9 protein-coding genes are annotated in these 15,207 nt (G+C 66.5%); 7 read left to right on the top strand and 2 right to left on the bottom strand.

What is annotated here, in order from left to right:
* The first annotated feature begins 92 nt into the window (after window positions 1-92).
* The 7 genes from ACWDZ7_RS19705 (at window position 93) to ACWDZ7_RS19675 (ending at window position 12,211) form a co-directional block, all read left to right on the top strand.
* The gene (locus ACWDZ7_RS19705; protein WP_451798469.1) at window positions 93-737 is read left to right on the top strand and encodes a hypothetical protein; all 645 of its coding nucleotides are present in this window, start codon (window positions 93-95) and stop codon (window positions 735-737) included.
* 32 nt (window positions 738-769) lie between these two features.
* Entirely contained in the window at window positions 770-1,768 is a 999-nt protein-coding gene (locus tag ACWDZ7_RS19700; RefSeq protein WP_451798467.1) for a hypothetical protein, read from the top strand.
* 64 nt (window positions 1,769-1,832) lie between these two features.
* Window positions 1,833-2,144 (top strand): hypothetical protein, encoded by a 312-nt coding sequence (locus ACWDZ7_RS19695; RefSeq protein ID WP_451798465.1) that lies wholly within the window; start codon window positions 1,833-1,835, stop codon window positions 2,142-2,144.
* The gene (locus ACWDZ7_RS19690) at window positions 2,116-6,576 is read left to right on the top strand and encodes a DUF6531 domain-containing protein (protein ID WP_451798464.1); all 4,461 of its coding nucleotides are present in this window, start codon (window positions 2,116-2,118) and stop codon (window positions 6,574-6,576) included. Before ACWDZ7_RS19695 ends, ACWDZ7_RS19690 begins: the two co-directional genes overlap by 29 nt.
* On the top strand, window positions 6,573-6,887 hold the full coding sequence (locus tag ACWDZ7_RS19685; RefSeq protein ID WP_451798463.1) for a hypothetical protein: 315 nt from the start codon (window positions 6,573-6,575) through the stop codon (window positions 6,885-6,887). The genes ACWDZ7_RS19690 and ACWDZ7_RS19685 overlap by 4 nt, the downstream gene beginning before the upstream one ends.
* 339 nt (window positions 6,888-7,226) lie before the next feature.
* Window positions 7,227-8,015 (top strand): hypothetical protein, encoded by a 789-nt coding sequence (locus ACWDZ7_RS19680; RefSeq protein WP_451798461.1) that lies wholly within the window; start codon window positions 7,227-7,229, stop codon window positions 8,013-8,015.
* A gap of 11 nt (window positions 8,016-8,026) precedes the next feature.
* On the top strand, window positions 8,027-12,211 hold the full coding sequence (locus tag ACWDZ7_RS19675) for a caspase family protein (protein WP_451798459.1): 4,185 nt from the start codon (window positions 8,027-8,029) through the stop codon (window positions 12,209-12,211).
* Between the two features lie 136 nt (window positions 12,212-12,347).
* Here ACWDZ7_RS19675 and ACWDZ7_RS19670 read toward each other — a convergent pair whose 3' ends face one another.
* Both ACWDZ7_RS19670 and ACWDZ7_RS19665 read right to left on the bottom strand, forming a co-directional pair.
* The gene (locus ACWDZ7_RS19670; protein ID WP_451798458.1) at window positions 12,348-13,250 is read right to left on the bottom strand and encodes a hypothetical protein; all 903 of its coding nucleotides are present in this window, start codon (window positions 13,248-13,250) and stop codon (window positions 12,348-12,350) included.
* Between the two features lie 647 nt (window positions 13,251-13,897).
* Window positions 13,898-14,701 carry a hypothetical protein gene (locus ACWDZ7_RS19665; protein WP_451798457.1) on the bottom strand — a complete coding sequence of 268 codons (804 nt, stop codon included), beginning with the start codon at window positions 14,699-14,701 and terminating at the stop codon, window positions 13,898-13,900.
* Window positions 14,702-15,207 lie beyond the last annotated feature (506 nt).

Genomic DNA, 15,207 nt, shown 5'->3' with positions numbered 1-15,207 from the left:
TCAGCCAAAGCCCGACCCGCTCTCATCGTCACCTGTCGGTCACGGATAGCGTTGCTTCGCTCAAGCTAACCCTCACCTCACCGGAGACAACTGTGAACCGCACGACCCGGCTCGTGGCGGCCGCGCTCGCGGCCTCCGCCGCCCTGTTGCTGAGCGCCTGTGGCGGCTCGGACGACAACAAGGGCAACGACAAGATCGCCGGGGCGGACACCGGCTCGAAGAAGTCGGCATCGCCGTCGTCCGCGACGGCGGACGGGATTGACCGGCCGGAGATCAAGCTCCCGAAGGACGACAAGCTCGTCTTCGAAGAGTCTGATGACGCGAAGGAAGCGTCCGTGCTCAATGACAACCGGGAATTCATTCGAGCCACGGATGACGCCATCATCCGCGGGAACCCGAAGTCCTCGGCCTTGAGGTTCTACGCCAAGAGTGACGCCTTGAAGGTCAGCGTGGATTGGGTGCAGCAGTTTGTAGACGCTGGACAGTCCGTCAGCGGAACGGTGCGCTATTACAACCGCGAGGTGACGTTCCTCAAGGATGGATCTGCGGGGCTCACTTATTGCGGCGATGAAACCAAGGCATATAACAAGGACCGGAAGACCGGTAAGCGCTCTGATGGCGTTTCGTCGAGCAGCGACGCGTACGTGTTCTACAACCTGCACCTTGAGAAGGACTCGAAGGGTGTCTGGCAGGCCGAGCAGATGATGTCGAAGAGGGGGGCTCAGCAGTGCCGTTGACGAGAACCGCGAAGTGCGGCCTGGTCATCGGCGTGCTGACCACCGTGCTTGTCTCGGGCTTGCCGGTTGCCTTCGCTGAAGGGCGTGCTCCAGGAGGTGGCGTGAAGCCGGGCTCTCAGGGAGGTCAGCCAGCCGGAGAGAAGGAAGGGCAGGAGATCGGGGCCAAGATCACCTACAACCTTTCCAGGAACGGATCGGGCGGGAGTGTCGGCGCCATCCAGCCTGTGGGTGACTGGACGCCGCCGCCCTGTTGGTTTGCGCCGAAGTACACACCCGGCCAGTACAAGGCGTACATGAAAGACAGTTGGTCCGTCGGAGGTGACCAGGCGGAGTGGGTGAAGGAAGAGAAAAAGCAGTTCGGGAAAGGGAAGCCCGACGCAGACTTCCATATGAAGGACAAGGATGATGGCTACTGGTGGGGCCACTTCATCAACCGCGATCGGATGGATGAAACCGCCGCCTGGGAGTGCATGTTCCGCGACCCGTGGTGGGTCAAGAAGGGCGATGACCCCAAGGTTGAGCACGCCATTTCGCCCGAGATTCTCGCCGGGCTCGCCTATGAAAAAATCCGGGTGCCTGACACCTCTGTGACCATGAAGCCCCAGGGCGCGCAGAAAGTGAATCTCAACACCTGGTTGTGGCTCGACAAGGCCACGTTCAAGCCCGTGTCCGTCACCGCCAGCCTGCCAGCCCTGGACATGACGGCGACGACCACCGCCGAACCTGTCGGCCTCCACATCGAGCCAGGTACCGAGGAAGCCAAGGTCTTCCCGGCATCCGGTGACTGCCCGATCAACGCGGACGGCAGCATCGGCGAGCCGTATGCGAAGGGGAAGACGGACCAAGAGCCGCCGTGCGGGATGGCCTACCTCAGGTCCACGTCGGGGACTGGCCCGTACCAGTTCAAGGCGTCCGTCACTTGGAAGGTCTCCTGGAACGGCACGGGTGGCGCGAAGGGCGATCTGCCGGACGGCACCTTCGAGACCACTCAGGACGTGAACGTCCAGGAGATCCAGTCCATCAACCGCTGACCGAGGCCGTCGGCCGGTCAGCACACCACGGGCAGAACCATCTCAACCCACGGGGGCGGGCAGCATGTCGGACTTGAAGAAGGATGCGGAAGCCCTGCACAAAGCGGCATCCGCGCTGGGCAAGGTGGATCACCACACCCGCAAACCGCTGCACGACTTCAAGGCGGCCTCGCACGACCTCTCCGCCTTCGGGGTGCTGGGCTCGCTGATGAGCGCCAAGGACGACATCCAGGACGGCATGGACACCATCGCCAAACTCACCAAGAACCTGCACAAGGAGTGGGAGGCCGAGGCGAAGTTCATGGGGGATGTCTCCGATGCCTTCGACCTGCTGGACGTTCTGCTGAGTGCAGCGGCCCGCGCCAAGAAGGGCTGAGCCGTACAGGGGCTTCGATATCATCCCCGGCGACATCGACATCGACGCCGAAGACCTCAACCCGCTGCACTGGATCAACAAGGCCAACCACGCCTTCGGTGACACCCTCGCCAGCGGCCTGGAGTTCCTCGGCATCACTGACCCCGCCGTCGACCCCGATGGCATCCGCGAGATCGCCAAGCAGTGGCGGGCCCTGGCCAAGGGCCTCGACGCCGCCGCGCACGACGCCAAGTCGGCGCTCAATGATCTGGAGTGGGAGGGCCAGGCCGCCAAGGCACTCCACAAGCGGGCCGAGGCCAGCCGAACGCAGGCCACCGACATGGCTGACTCGCTGCGCGACGGTGCCAAGGCACTGGACGACTTCGCTGATGAAGCCCACGAACTCCTTTCCGAGATCGGCGTGATCCTCGCGGAAATCGTCGAGTTCGAGATCGCGGGCCTGGCCCTGTCCGTGCTGACCGGCGGCCTCTCCGCGATCGCCGGCAGCCTCGCTGCTGGTGCACGGGCCGCGAAGGTAGTGGCGCTGATCGCCCGGATCGAGAAGTCCGGGACCCGCATGGCCTCGGTCATCCGCACCGTCATGGAGGCGATCCGCGGCCTGGAGCGGGCGCTGAAGGCTCTCGGGGAGATCAAGACGATCGCGAAGGCCGGCAAGCTCGCTGGCGAAGGTATGAAGTTCTCGGCCTTCGATGCGCTGTTGCAGGATCCGGGGACGTTCAAGGATCCGGAGAAACTGGCAGAGACCCTGGCCCTGGGGGCCGCTTTCGGAGTCGGTGCGGGCGGTCTGGGCAAGGTCCTCGGCAAGGGCCTGGGCAAACTCAAGCCCAGCGAGCTCGCCAAACTCGGCAAGACATTGGGGCTCGACGGCTCCGGCCTGTCTCGCCTCAAGCTGCGCCCCTCAGAAATGGAGAAGCTGCCCGCCTCCATCCGAGCTGTGCTCAAGAAGTGCAAGTTCGACCCGATCGACGTGGCGACCGGCGACATGCTGCTGCCCCAGACTGACGTCGAAATACTCGGATCGCTGCCCCTGATGCTGACGCGGACGCATGTGTCGTCGTATCGGTGGGGCGGATGGTTCGGCCCTTCCTGGGCTTCCACCCTGGATCAGCGCCTCCAGATCGACGATGACGCGATCACCTACGCCGCACCCGACGGCGCACGGCTGGTCTATCCGCTCCCGACCGTCGGCAGAAACGATCCTGTCTACGCCGAACTCGGCCCTCGAATACCTCTGACCTGGGACACGGAAGTCGACGGTGCCCTGCGCCTGACTGACCCGGACACCGGGCACTCGTACGTCTTCCACTCCCCGTGTCCCATTGACGACGGTCAGGCGGTCGACCTGCCCCTGCAGGCCATCGTGGACCGCAACGGCCAGCGCATCACCCTCCGCTACACGTCCGACGGCACTCCGGTGGAGGTCGCCCACTCCGGCGGCTACCGCGTCGCCATCGACCACCACCGCGACCTGCCCCGCATCAGCGGCCTGCGCCTGCTCGACCCCAAACTCCCCGACGCCGACGGCACGGTCCTCATCTCCTACGGCTACAACGACGACGGACACCTCACCGAGGTCACCAACTCCTCCGCTCTGCCCATGCGGTACACCTACGATGCCGCAGGCCGCATCACCTCGTGGACCGACCGCAACGACACCTCCTACGCCTACTCCTATGACGAGCACGGGCGGGTCATTCGCACCGCGGGCAGCGACGGTTTCCTTTCCGGCACCCTCGATTACGACAACGCGGCGCGCGTCACCACGGCCACCAACTCGCTGGGGCACATCAGCCGTTACGAACACAACGAGGCACTGCGCCTGACCCGGGAGACCGACCCGCTCGGGAATACCACACTCCAGGAATGGGACAGCGAGCACCGGCTCACGGCGGTGACCGATCCCCTCGGCCACACCACCCGATACACCTACGACGAGCAGGGCCGCGTCACCTCCGTCCAGCTTCCGGACCACCACGAGGTACGCGCGGAATACAACGAACTCGGCCTGCCAACGGCTATCAGCGAGGCCGACGGCGGCCAGTGGCTCCACGCCTACGACGAACGCGGTAACCGCATCGCTCTGACCGATCCGACTGGGGGTACCACTCACTACACCTTCACCTCGGCCGGCCATCTCTCCGGTGTCACCGACGCCTTGGGCAACACTCTGCGGGTACGCACCGACACGGCAGGGCTCCCGATCAAAGTCACTGACCCGCTCGGCGCCCGTATCAGCTACGAACGCGACGCGTTCGGCCGGCCGGTCACCATCACCGACCCGCTGGGAGCCAAAACCCAACTGGCCTGGACAGTGGAAGGGAAGATCACCTCCCACACCCTCCCGGACGGAACCAGCGAGTCATGGGAGTACGACGCCGAAGGCAACTGCATCACGCACACCGATGGGCTCGGTCGCATATCCCGCTTCGAGTACACCCACTTCGACCTGCTCTCGGCCCGCACCGGTCCCGACGGTTTGCGCTACACCTTCACCCATGACACAGAACGCCGTCTCACCCAGGTCGCCAATCCACTGGGCGCCACCTGGACCTATCACTTCGACCCCGCGGGCTCCCTGGTCGGCGAGACGGACTTCGACGGTCGCAGCCTCGCCTACGTCCATGACGCCGCAGGTCGGCTCACGGCCCGCACCACCGCTGCCGAGCAGACCATTCGCTACGAACGCGACCCCATGGGCCGCACCGTCGTCAAGGACGCGGCTGGCGCCGTCACCACCTACACCTATGACGCCGCAGGCCGCCTGACCTCGGCCAATAGCCCCGACGCAGTACTGCACCTCCACCATGATGCGGCAGGACAACTCCTTTCCGAGACAGTCAACAACCGCACCACCCGCTACACCTACGACCTCCTGGGCCGCCCCACATCCCGCACCACCCCCACCGGCGCGACGAGCACATACGCCTACGACGCCGCAGGCAACCGCACCCATCTGGCGACCGGCGGCCGCACCCTGACCTCCCAGCACGATGCGGCCGGGCATGAGCTCTCCCGCCGCATCGGCGACGAGCTCACTCTGGCCAGCACCTACGATCCCCTCGGGCGGCTGACCAGCCATACGGTCGCCAACGCCTCCGGCACCACCGTCCAGCAACGCGCCTACACCTACCGGGCCGACGGCTCCCTGGCCGCCCTCGACGACCAGATCAACGGGTCCCGCCGCTTCGACCTCGATTCCACGGGCCGTGTCACCGGAGTCCACGCCGGCGACTGGACCGAGACCTATGCCTACGACGAGACCGGCAACCAGACCCACGCCTCCTGGCCTTCCACTCACCCCGATCACGAGGCCACCGGCACTCGCGCCTACGCCGGCACCCGCATCACCCAAGCCGGCCGCATCCGCTACGAACACGACGCCGCCGGACGCATCACCCTGCGCCAGCAACGCCGCTTGTCTCGTAAACCAGACACGTGGCAATACGCCTGGGATGCCGAAGACCGCTTGGTGTCGGTCATCACCCCGGACGGGACCCGATGGCGCTACCACTACGACGCCCTCGGCCGTCGTATCGCCAAGCTCCGCCTGGCCGACGACGGACAATCCATCCTCGAGCGCGTCGACTTCACCTGGGACGGCACCACCCTCTGCGAACAGACCACCGCCTCGGCGGAACTGCCGAAACCGGTCACGCTCACCTGGGACCACGACGGCCTGCGACCTGTCGCCCAGGTCGAACGCATTACCGCCGCCGACGCACCGCAAGACGAGATCGACTCCCGCTTCTTCGCGATCGTCACCGATCTCGTCGGCACACCGACCGAACTCATTGACGAGCATGGCGAAATAGCCTGGCGTACCCGCAGCACGCTGTGGGGCTCCACCGCATGGGCCACCGATGGTGCCGCGTTTACACCACTGCGTTTCCCGGGACAGTACTTCGATCCTGAAACCGGTCTTCACTACAACTATCTTCGCTACTACGACCCTCAGACTGCGCGCTATTTCACGCTCGACCCTCTCGGCCTCGCCCCAGCGCCCAATCCGGTCACCTACGTGCCCAACCCGCATATCTGGGTTGACCCCCTGGGACTGAAATGCACTTACCCGACGGACGCTGACGCCTTCCCTGGTATCGTCTTCCGCTCGCTGGCCAGGGGCGAAGATCCGGCACTGGGGCTTGTGGCGCGTGACCCCAGCGCCGTCATTGTCTCACCCCTGTCCCACGTGGCAGGGAAGAGGATGAGCCCATGGATCTCGACCACGAAGCTCCCCAGCGCAGCGTTCGAGAAGTACAACCAGGGGAACGGTGTTGTGGCCATCGACCTATCCAAGATCGGCTCTCGAATAGAAGACGTATCCGCTGGATTTCCCGGCAAGGGGCGCATCGACTTCTACGCCAGGAAGGATCAAGAAGTCCTCATCTTCGGTAAAATCCCCAAGGAAGCAATCATTGGAGTTTGGTCATGAAGCACTCGGACCCACAGACCCTGGAAGCCCTCGACCTTGCCTGGGATCCGGAACAAGGCCCCCTGGGCAAGCTCAGAGACGGAGAGTACGACCCCTCCCTCGGAGAGCGGTACATCGAGCTGCTCAATTCTATCGAGATCTCGGAAGGGGAGCCCCTTCACCCAGACTTCGTCAAGCTGACCTGGTTCGCTCCGCTCTTTTCCGAGTGGCAAGTCGATAGGGCTGTGGAGTTCGGCGCAGACAAGCGTGCAGTCACGGATTTCACCGACCGAGTGAGGGAACGCATCATGGAACTCCTGGGCGTTCCGTAGGACCCTTTCGCTCCGGAGAGCCCATGCTGTCGCATGCAGACTTCGCCTGGTCCGCCCCGCTTTGGCGCGGACCACGGCAGGTTCCTGCTGATCGGGACCTACGGGCAAGGCAGATGAAGGGCGCAGAGGGAGAGAGGCCAGCTCCCGACGCCTGCTTCCGACTAAGCTCGTGGCGGGAGCACGGGGACGCGCACGAGGGGGACCATGAGCCGGGTTGTCGTGGTGCACGGGGTGGGGCGGCAACTTGACACCGCTGAGACTCTGTTGGCGGAAGTTGAGCCAGCGCTGCGCGGCGGGGTCGGACTCGCCCTGCGCCGAGATCCCACGCTCGGGCGGCTGATGGACGACGACATCGCCTGCGCCGGATATGGGGACCTCTACAGGCAGCCCGGCACGCGCGGCGAGCCGTACTACCGGGCGGAGGACGTGGAGCCAGGGTTCGAGGCAGAGCTGCTGGAGACCTGGTGGCGGGAGGCGGCTCGGCTGGACCCCCGTGTCCCCGGACCAGACACCGTAGGGCCGGAGGGTACGGGCTCCGGTCCCGCTGCCCGTGGCGCCGTCGGCCGTCTTGCCTGCCGCCCCCTGTCTGCGGACCGGGTTCGCCGCGCCCTGCACGCTCTCACCCGCACTCGCTTCTTCGGTGCCGTCTCCGACCGGTTGCTCATCTCGGACCTTAAGCAGGTGCGTCGCTACTTCACGGAGCCCAAGCTGCGTGAAGCCGTGCGGGCTCGGGCTGCGGAGCTGATCACGCCAGACACCCGGGTGGTCGTGGGTCACTCGCTGGGCTCGGTGGTTGCCTACGAGGTACTGTGCGCGCTCCCGCCGGAGCAGCCGCCGCTGACTTTGGTCACCCTCGGCTCCCCGCTGGGGCTGGCCGGGCTTGTCTTCGACCGCCTACAGCCTGCACCGCAGCAGGACAGTACAGGGGTCTGGCCGGCCCCAGTCAAGCAATGGACAAACCTGGCCGACAGCGGTGACGTGGTTGCGCTTGTCCGCGAATTGGCACCCCGGTTCGGACCGCAGGTCCTGGACCTGCTCGTGGACAACGGCTCCGAGATGCACAACATGCGCGCCTATCTGACGGCGGTGGAGACCGGGACGGCGATCGCCACGGGGCTGGCTCGGTGACGCAAGGCCCGATGGCGGGCGCCCCTGCGCCAGGCGCACCGAACGGCCCGGCTGCCGACGGGCTCAACCGGTATGTCTTCGCCTTCGGCACCGGCACGTTCACCGCCGATCCGCTATTGGAGGACCTGCCCGGCGTGGCCGAGGACCTGCGGCGGGTCTTGGCTCTCTTCTCCTCGCTCGGATACGCGGAGATCCTCCCGGAGCTCGCCCGTGCACCCGATGCCCAGCAGGTGCGCGCCGGTCTGGAGGACTGGCTCAAGGCGGATGAGCGCAGCAAGGAGGACGTGCTCGTCGTGTACTACGCAGGGCATGGCCTGCGCGACGACCGGTACCACCGGCTCACCTGCCGCAACAGCCGTCGCAACCGCGTGAGTACTACCCTCGCCTCCCGCGAACTCGCGGACTTGCTGGCCGACGCCCAGGTCGGGCACGTTCTGCTGCTGCTCGACACCTGTTACGCCGAACTGGGCGCGGCCGAGATTGCGAACGTCACCGGTCAGCTGGTGGACTACCGCCCCCCGGGGGCCGACGGGCTGTGGCTGGTGGCCGCGGCCCGCTCCCGCGAGCTCGCGTACGACCATGCTTTCGTGACCGCTCTGGAGGCCGCAGTGCGCGCGGGCACGGCCGGGATGCGGCAGCGGTACTTGGATATCCCAACGGTGATCGACCAGGTCAACGACCATTTCCGGGGACACCGCCCGGACCAGTGCGCCAGCTATCACGCGGTATCCGGCCGGGCGGTCCCGCCGTTCTTGCCCAACCCGAAGTACCGGCCCGGACTGCCCGACGAGGCGATGGACGTGGAGTCGCAGCGGGAGTGGACCGCGCATTTCGGTCCGCGGGGCCGGGGCGTGGAGTACGCGAGCGAGCCGGGTGACTGGTTCACCGGGCGCCTGCAGGCCCTGGCCACGCTGGCGGGCTGGCTGCGCGATCCCGTCCACGATGCCCGGGCGCGGGTGGTGACCGGAGATCCAGGGTCCGGCAAGTCGGCCGTCCTCGGTCGGCTGCTCGCGCTGGCCCGCCCAGACCACCCGGAGGCGCTTGCACATCTGCTGCCGCCACCCGATTCGGTCACGGTCTCCGTGCACGCACACGGCACCACCCTGGAAGGGCTCACCGCCCGGCTTGCCGCCGCGCTGGAAGTGGAGGCGGACAGTCCGCCGCAACTGCTGGCGCGGCTTGCCGAGTACGAGGGTCCCCAGCGGACCGTGCTGATCGATGCGCTGGAGGAGGCGGGTACGGCTGTCGGCGGGCGGGAACCGCAGCGCATCGCCCGTGAGCTGCTCCGGCCGATGTCCGTTCTGCACAACCTGCGCCTGCTGATCGGCACCCGGCGGACGATGATCCCCGAACTGGGCCGGGCCGTCGAGGTCGTTGACCTGGACTCCGACGCGTACTCCGGCCGCGATGACATCGAGCACTACGCGCGGCGCACGCTGGCCGGGATGCCCGGAGGGCTGACGGTGGCGGACCGGGAGACCGTGGCCGCCGCGGTGGCCCGGCGGGCGGGCCGCTCCTTTCTGGTCGCCCGGATGACGGTACGGGCCCTGCTGCACGGGGACCTGACCCCCGACCTGTCCCGTCCGAGCTGGGCGGAGGAGCTGCCCTCGGAAGTTGGGCAGGCATTCGACGCGTATCTGGCCCGGTACGGTGAGGACGAGGAGCGGGTACGGCGACTGCTGCGGCCCCTGGCGTATGCGGAGGGCTCCGGTTTGCCATGGGATTCGCTGTGGGCTCCGCTGGCGGCGGCTCTGTCGGGCGAGAAGTGCACCAATGACGACGTGGACTGGCTGTGGCGGCGGGCCGGGGCGTACGTGGTGGAGGTGCCGGCCGGTGAGGACCGGTCGGTGTTCCGGCTCTATCACGAGGCGCTGGCCGAGCACTTGCGCGATCCGCGACGCAGCCGCGAAGACCAGCGCCGGATGACGGCTGAGCTGATCGCCTCAGTGCCGCCGCGGACCGACGGTGATGGGCCGGACTGGGAGCGCGCGCACCCGTACGTCCATGCCCACTTGGCGGGCCACGCAGCGGCCTCGGGGGACCTCGAGCACCTCCTGCAGGACCCGTGGTTCCTAGTGCATGCGGAACCGGACGGGTTGTTGGCCGCGATGGACGGTGTATGGAGCGGAGAGGCGAAGCACGTACGCACGATGTACCGAACCTCGGCCCACCTCTACCGCGATCTGTGCGTACACGAACGGGCCCAGGTGCTGGCCGTGGACGCGGCCCGGTACCAGCTGGAGGAACACCGGCGAAGGCTGGGGCGGAAGCTGGAGTGGGCGCCGCGGTGGGCGACCGGGTCCCAGACGAGCACCCTCTTCCGGGGAGAGCTGAGCTCGACGTCCGGCGAATCGCTGGTCGCGGCGGAGCTGAACGGAATGCCGGTCGTGCTCAGCGCACAGCGCGGGGGGCCGGTGCAGATCTGGGATCCGGTGCAGCAGAGCTGTGTGGCCACCCTGGACGGGCACACCCGCACAGTGACAGCGATGAACTGCATCGAGGTGGATGGCGCCACGCTCGCCGTGACCGCATCCGACGACGGAACCGTGCGCGTCTGGGACCTTGCACGCAACACCGAACTCCGGAAGTTCGTGGTCCAGAGCGAGGCCGAGACCACTCGCAAGGCCGATGAGGGGCAGGTACAGACCGCTGTGGCGGGTCTGGTCTGCACCTGGCTCCACGACGAGGTGCTGATCGTCGGCTGCGCCCCGGACGGCTCGGCTTGGACGCGGGAGTTGATGTCCGGCGAGGTCAGACGAACCCTTCCGGCGTTGTCCGGGGCAAGCAGCTACCGCCTCTCGGTCCTCTGCCTGGAGACGCAGGGGGTGGCCACCGCCCTTGTCGGCTCGCCGTCCGGCCCGCTGCGATGGTGGAACCTCGAGACCGGGGAGTCGGACCAACTCCACGACTCCGAGGATTGCCAGGCGGTGGCGAGCGTCGCCCAGGGCGGCCGCGAGTTCGTGTCCCTCGGCTCCCGCCAGGGGGATCTTCAGTTCCGTGACCCGGCAACGGACACCGTCGTCTCTACCTGCCGCGTCGGGTCGGGCTGGATCTCGGCCATGGCGTTCACCGAACTCGAAGGCCGCGCGGTCATGGTGGTGGGCTACGGGGACGGCTCCATGGAGCTGAGGGAACGGCCGGGTGGCCGGCTGCTCGCACGGCTGAACGGCAATGCGGACTGGGTCCATGCCATCGTGATAACGAGCGTGGACGGTCGACCGGTGGCGGCCAGCTCCAGCAGCGGCGGATCCATCAGACTGTGGAGCCTGGAGGAGCAAGCCGAGGCGGTCGAGGCTCCGGCTCATTCGAGTCGGGTGCGGGCGGTCGTGTGCACTGTGCTGGACGGAGCCGCTGTCGCGGTGTCAGCGAGCGATGACCACACGGCACGGGTATGGGACGTGGCGTCCGGAAGGGCGCTGCAGTGCCTCGAAGGGCATACCGATTGGGTGGAAAGGGTGGCCTGTACGACGGTCTCCGGCACACCGGTCGCCGTGACCAGCGGCGAGGACGGCACCGTACGAGTGTGGAATCTCGCGGACGGGGCGGAGACCGGAAGAGTTGAGGCAAGTTACTCGGATTTGCAGTTGCTGGCCTGCGGGCACCTCGAAGGTGGTCCGGTCGCCTTGCTTGCGAAGAAGGGCTTCGACAGGGCCCGGACTGGCATCTGGAACCTGGAAACCCTGCAGATCAGCGGGGCTTTTGAGGCCGCCTCCTACCACCCCGCCTCGGCCTGGGCTCTCGTGGATGGACGACCTCTGGTCGTGATCGCGGAGAACGATCTGTTCGGGCGAGCCGAGCGCCAGGCAGGGGTCTGGGATCTGAGTGATTGGACGCGGGTGGGCGACTTGAAGGGCCTGACCGATCAGGTCAACGCCCTGGCCTGCGGCACTGACGGCCGTGACCCAGTGGTCTTGGTGGCCACTGCCGAGAACGGTGCCCAGGTGTGGGATCTGCGGACCCAGCAGCTGCGACACCGGCTCGGGGACGGCTGGGTGTCCGATGTGGAGCTGGGCCTGCTGGATGGGGTGCCGGTGGCCGTCACCGCCAACCGCTACACCGTGGTTGTCTGGGACCTCGGCGACGGCACGCCCCTTCATGAGATCCGAATGCCCCTCGCTCCCGATGCCATCGCCTTTGCCCCCGGCGGTGAGCTCGTCGTCGGCGCCGGGTACGAAGTGATCGTCCTGGAGCGCTGAAGCGCATGGCACGTCAGCCCGGGCGTCAGGGCCGACGGCAGCGCACAGCTCGCGATGCGCAGGGCCGTCATCCGTCAATGGTCGGCGAGGCGTGCTGGTAGCAGTGACGCCCCCGAACCAGCCATGCACGAGGTCGTTAGTGCACACCGCCAGAGCCGCTTTGATCACTCGATGCGGCCCGGATCTCGGGGAGGCTTTCTGTGATGGCTTGCGCATAGTCAGCGAGAAGGCGCGTCAAACCGTCGTGCAGAGCCGATAGTTGCTCGTACTCGTCGACCTCTGTCGACGTCCAGGCTGCCCCGGTGTCTTCCAACTCCGACAGACGCAGCTTGGCCATGGCTGCACTGACGACAGCCCGGGAGGCATTGAGGAGGCGGCTCGCGGATTCACTGGAGGCGTTAACGAGGAGGGCGTCGAGTTCGCCCGGGGCGGGAAGCGCCGGGATGCTGAAATCAAGCCAGTAGTCTCCCCAAAGACGGCGGCGCCGAGCCTCTGGGTCGACGTCGTTCACCACATCGATGCCGCCTGTTTCATTCCGCCGAACCGACAGGCCGGAACGGGCTGCCAGGTCAGTGGTCATAGTGGCGAGGCCGTCGTCGCTGCCGGGGGCTGCGCCCGGCGGGGCTACGCCGAGGAAGGAGCCCAGCTCCACCAGCTTTCGCGTGTGCTCGTCCACGTCGGGCAGGACTGCCATGTCGTCCGTGAGCATCAAGGTGTCCGGTGCGGCCGCGCCCAGACGTGCGTACTGCATGGGCGTCCCGTGGACCGCGGATTTCCACGCCGCCATGGCTACGTCCACCCACCAGCAGACGAATTGATGCGCCGCTTCGCGGTGCGCATTCGCGCACCGGATGGCCAACCTCAGGCGGACAGAGAGCAGCGCGTACTCGGCGTCGTACCGCGCTCCCTGGTCGGCGGCGCGCTGCTCGATGCCGGCTTCGCTGAGCTCGTTCAACTCCTCCATGCGTTGCTGCTCTGCTTGTGACTCCTCGAGGAGGACGGTTGAGCACCGTGCCAGGGTGGACAGGGCTTCGTCCACCTCAGGCGCCGTCATTGCCTCGGCCGGGAAGGGCCTAGGCGCGGGGAAGGAGGGGTGGCCACTCACGTCAGACTCCTGGAAAGTGAGGAGGGGTAAAACGAAGCGGGGCTCGTGGAATCCCTCTCAGTTGCGGATGTCAACGGACGGTAGTCCTCAAAACGTCAGAGTGTGCTTGAAACGGCGCAAGATGACGTGCAGCCTGCCCCCGGCGGGGGCCGAAACGGGCGACGGGCCGCCGCAAATCGCCAGGACGTTCAACAGCGGGAGGGTGTCGGCGGACAGAGCCCGCACGCACGCCGTCCAATATCTCAAGGTCGCCTTCACTACAGCCTCCCGCCTTGGGAAGAGCTGGCAGGACTGCGCAATGCCGAACTCTCGCGTAGCTGTGCACAGTTCGCCGACAAGCAGTCGCGAGGACGTCGACGTCGAGTCGGTGCTGCAAGTCACGCGGATCACGCTAGGTTGGCTGGCTCACCGGATCAGTCAGATCTCCGAGAGTTCCGGGCCAGTGAATCGTTCGCCGCGCTGGGACTAGTCAGACCGTCGAGCGTTCCTCGGGGATGGGGCCGGTTGCGTCGCCTCAACTGTGGCGGCCGGCAGCCCAACGCCGCGTTCCACTGCAGCGTGTTCATCCTTCCGCGGGGCGATTACGCGGTGGCCAAGGACGCTGCTGGGAGGCTGGCTGCGCGGGCGGTTGTGACGAAGGTCTTGCGACGGGTTTCGAGGCGTTCGATGAGCGGGCCCCGGACCCATCCACCGATCAACAGATCCCATGTCGCCGGGCAACGGTCGACCAGGGACAGGATCTGGTCTAGCTGTACTTCGGCGAGGGTGGCGCTGTCGCGAAGGCAGTAGTCCAGGAGGCCGCGGTCATGGTCTTTCCCCTCCTCGTCCTTGCACGCCCAGTCGACGAGGAGTTTCCAGGCAACAAAGGCCGAACCATGGCGATCGGTCGTGCAGTTCTCCGGGTCGCCAGGGCACCAGCCTGCTTCCAAGGCGCTGATGGTCGCTCGCAGAACCGCACGATCGAGTGCGCACCATTTCAGAGAGCGGCACTGCGAGAGAAGGTGCTCTGCGGCCGTAAGGACATCATGTGGGGCCAAAAACTCCAGTGAGGCGTAACTGGTTTCCACCGGGATGGCGTGCTTGGCGAGGAGAACCTTGCGTTCATCGTGATCGAGGCTCGGCAACCGCTTCACGACACTCACCAGGGTGTCGGAAGCGCTCAGGAACTCCCTGCAGGCGCTGCCGAGTGCAATGTGCTGTTGCTGATCCTGGTGAAGGAGGCTCTGGGTTCGCACCGCCGAGACGGCCGCGTCCGCCTGGATACGCCCGGTCAGGAGCGCGGCGGATGTTGCACTTTCTGCACTGCGTTTGGTCCACCACGCGGCGACTAAGGCAGTGGGAACGGAGAGGAGGGCTGCGATCGAACCCAAGTCGACTATGTCCATAGAGCAATGCTGGATGACGGAGAGCTGACGCGAGGGCGGTTCGGTGCAGATTGATGAGACCGGATATTTGTTCCCCCTCGCGGTTGTGGCCGCTCGTTTGGAGCGTCTCCCGAACCGGGCCGCACGCCCGCGGCATCAGCGGGCGGGGAACGCAGAGAATGCGCGCTGACCTCAATTGATCAAAGTGCCGTACGCGAGATTGGGGGCCGTGGGCTGCCCCGGGCAATCCACGAGCCTGGAGGGCTGCCGTGCGTGAGATGCCCGCACCGTGTCACTGGCGACCGCTACTCCGGTAGCCCCCTGAGAGCCCTTGAAGGGAGTAGGGGCCGTAGATCGGGCCGGGCTTGATGAGCCGATTGTTCATCCATCCCCGTCGGTGCTTACAACCCATCCCCTCCGCCAGCTGGCGACTACTGACCTTCAAAGCGTGGTGTCGCGAGGGACTGACGTCTCATGATCCCTGCGGTACGCCGACTGCATGAGGTATGCGCAAGGGGGCGGGCTGA

It is taken from the genome of Streptomyces sp. NPDC003032, from assembly GCF_053591415.1.
Note: the sequence above shows the minus strand (reverse complement) of the source record. Positions and strands in the feature narration are given on the sequence as shown.

Bases quoted from the DNA above. Each gene is read 5' to 3' on its own strand.
- ACWDZ7_RS19695 (WP_451798465.1), top strand. From the start codon at position 1,833: ATGTCGGACTTGAAGAAGGATGCGGAAGCCCTGCACAAAGCGGCATCC.
- ACWDZ7_RS19685 (WP_451798463.1), top strand. From the start codon at position 6,573: ATGAAGCACTCGGACCCACAGACCCTGGAAGCCCTCGACCTTGCCTGG.
- ACWDZ7_RS19680 (WP_451798461.1), top strand. From the start codon at position 7,227: ATGGACGACGACATCGCCTGCGCCGGATATGGGGACCTCTACAGGCAG.
- ACWDZ7_RS19675 (WP_451798459.1), top strand. From the start codon at position 8,027: ATGGCGGGCGCCCCTGCGCCAGGCGCACCGAACGGCCCGGCTGCCGAC.
- ACWDZ7_RS19665 (WP_451798457.1), bottom strand. From the start codon at position 14,701: ATGGACATAGTCGACTTGGGTTCGATCGCAGCCCTCCTCTCCGTTCCC.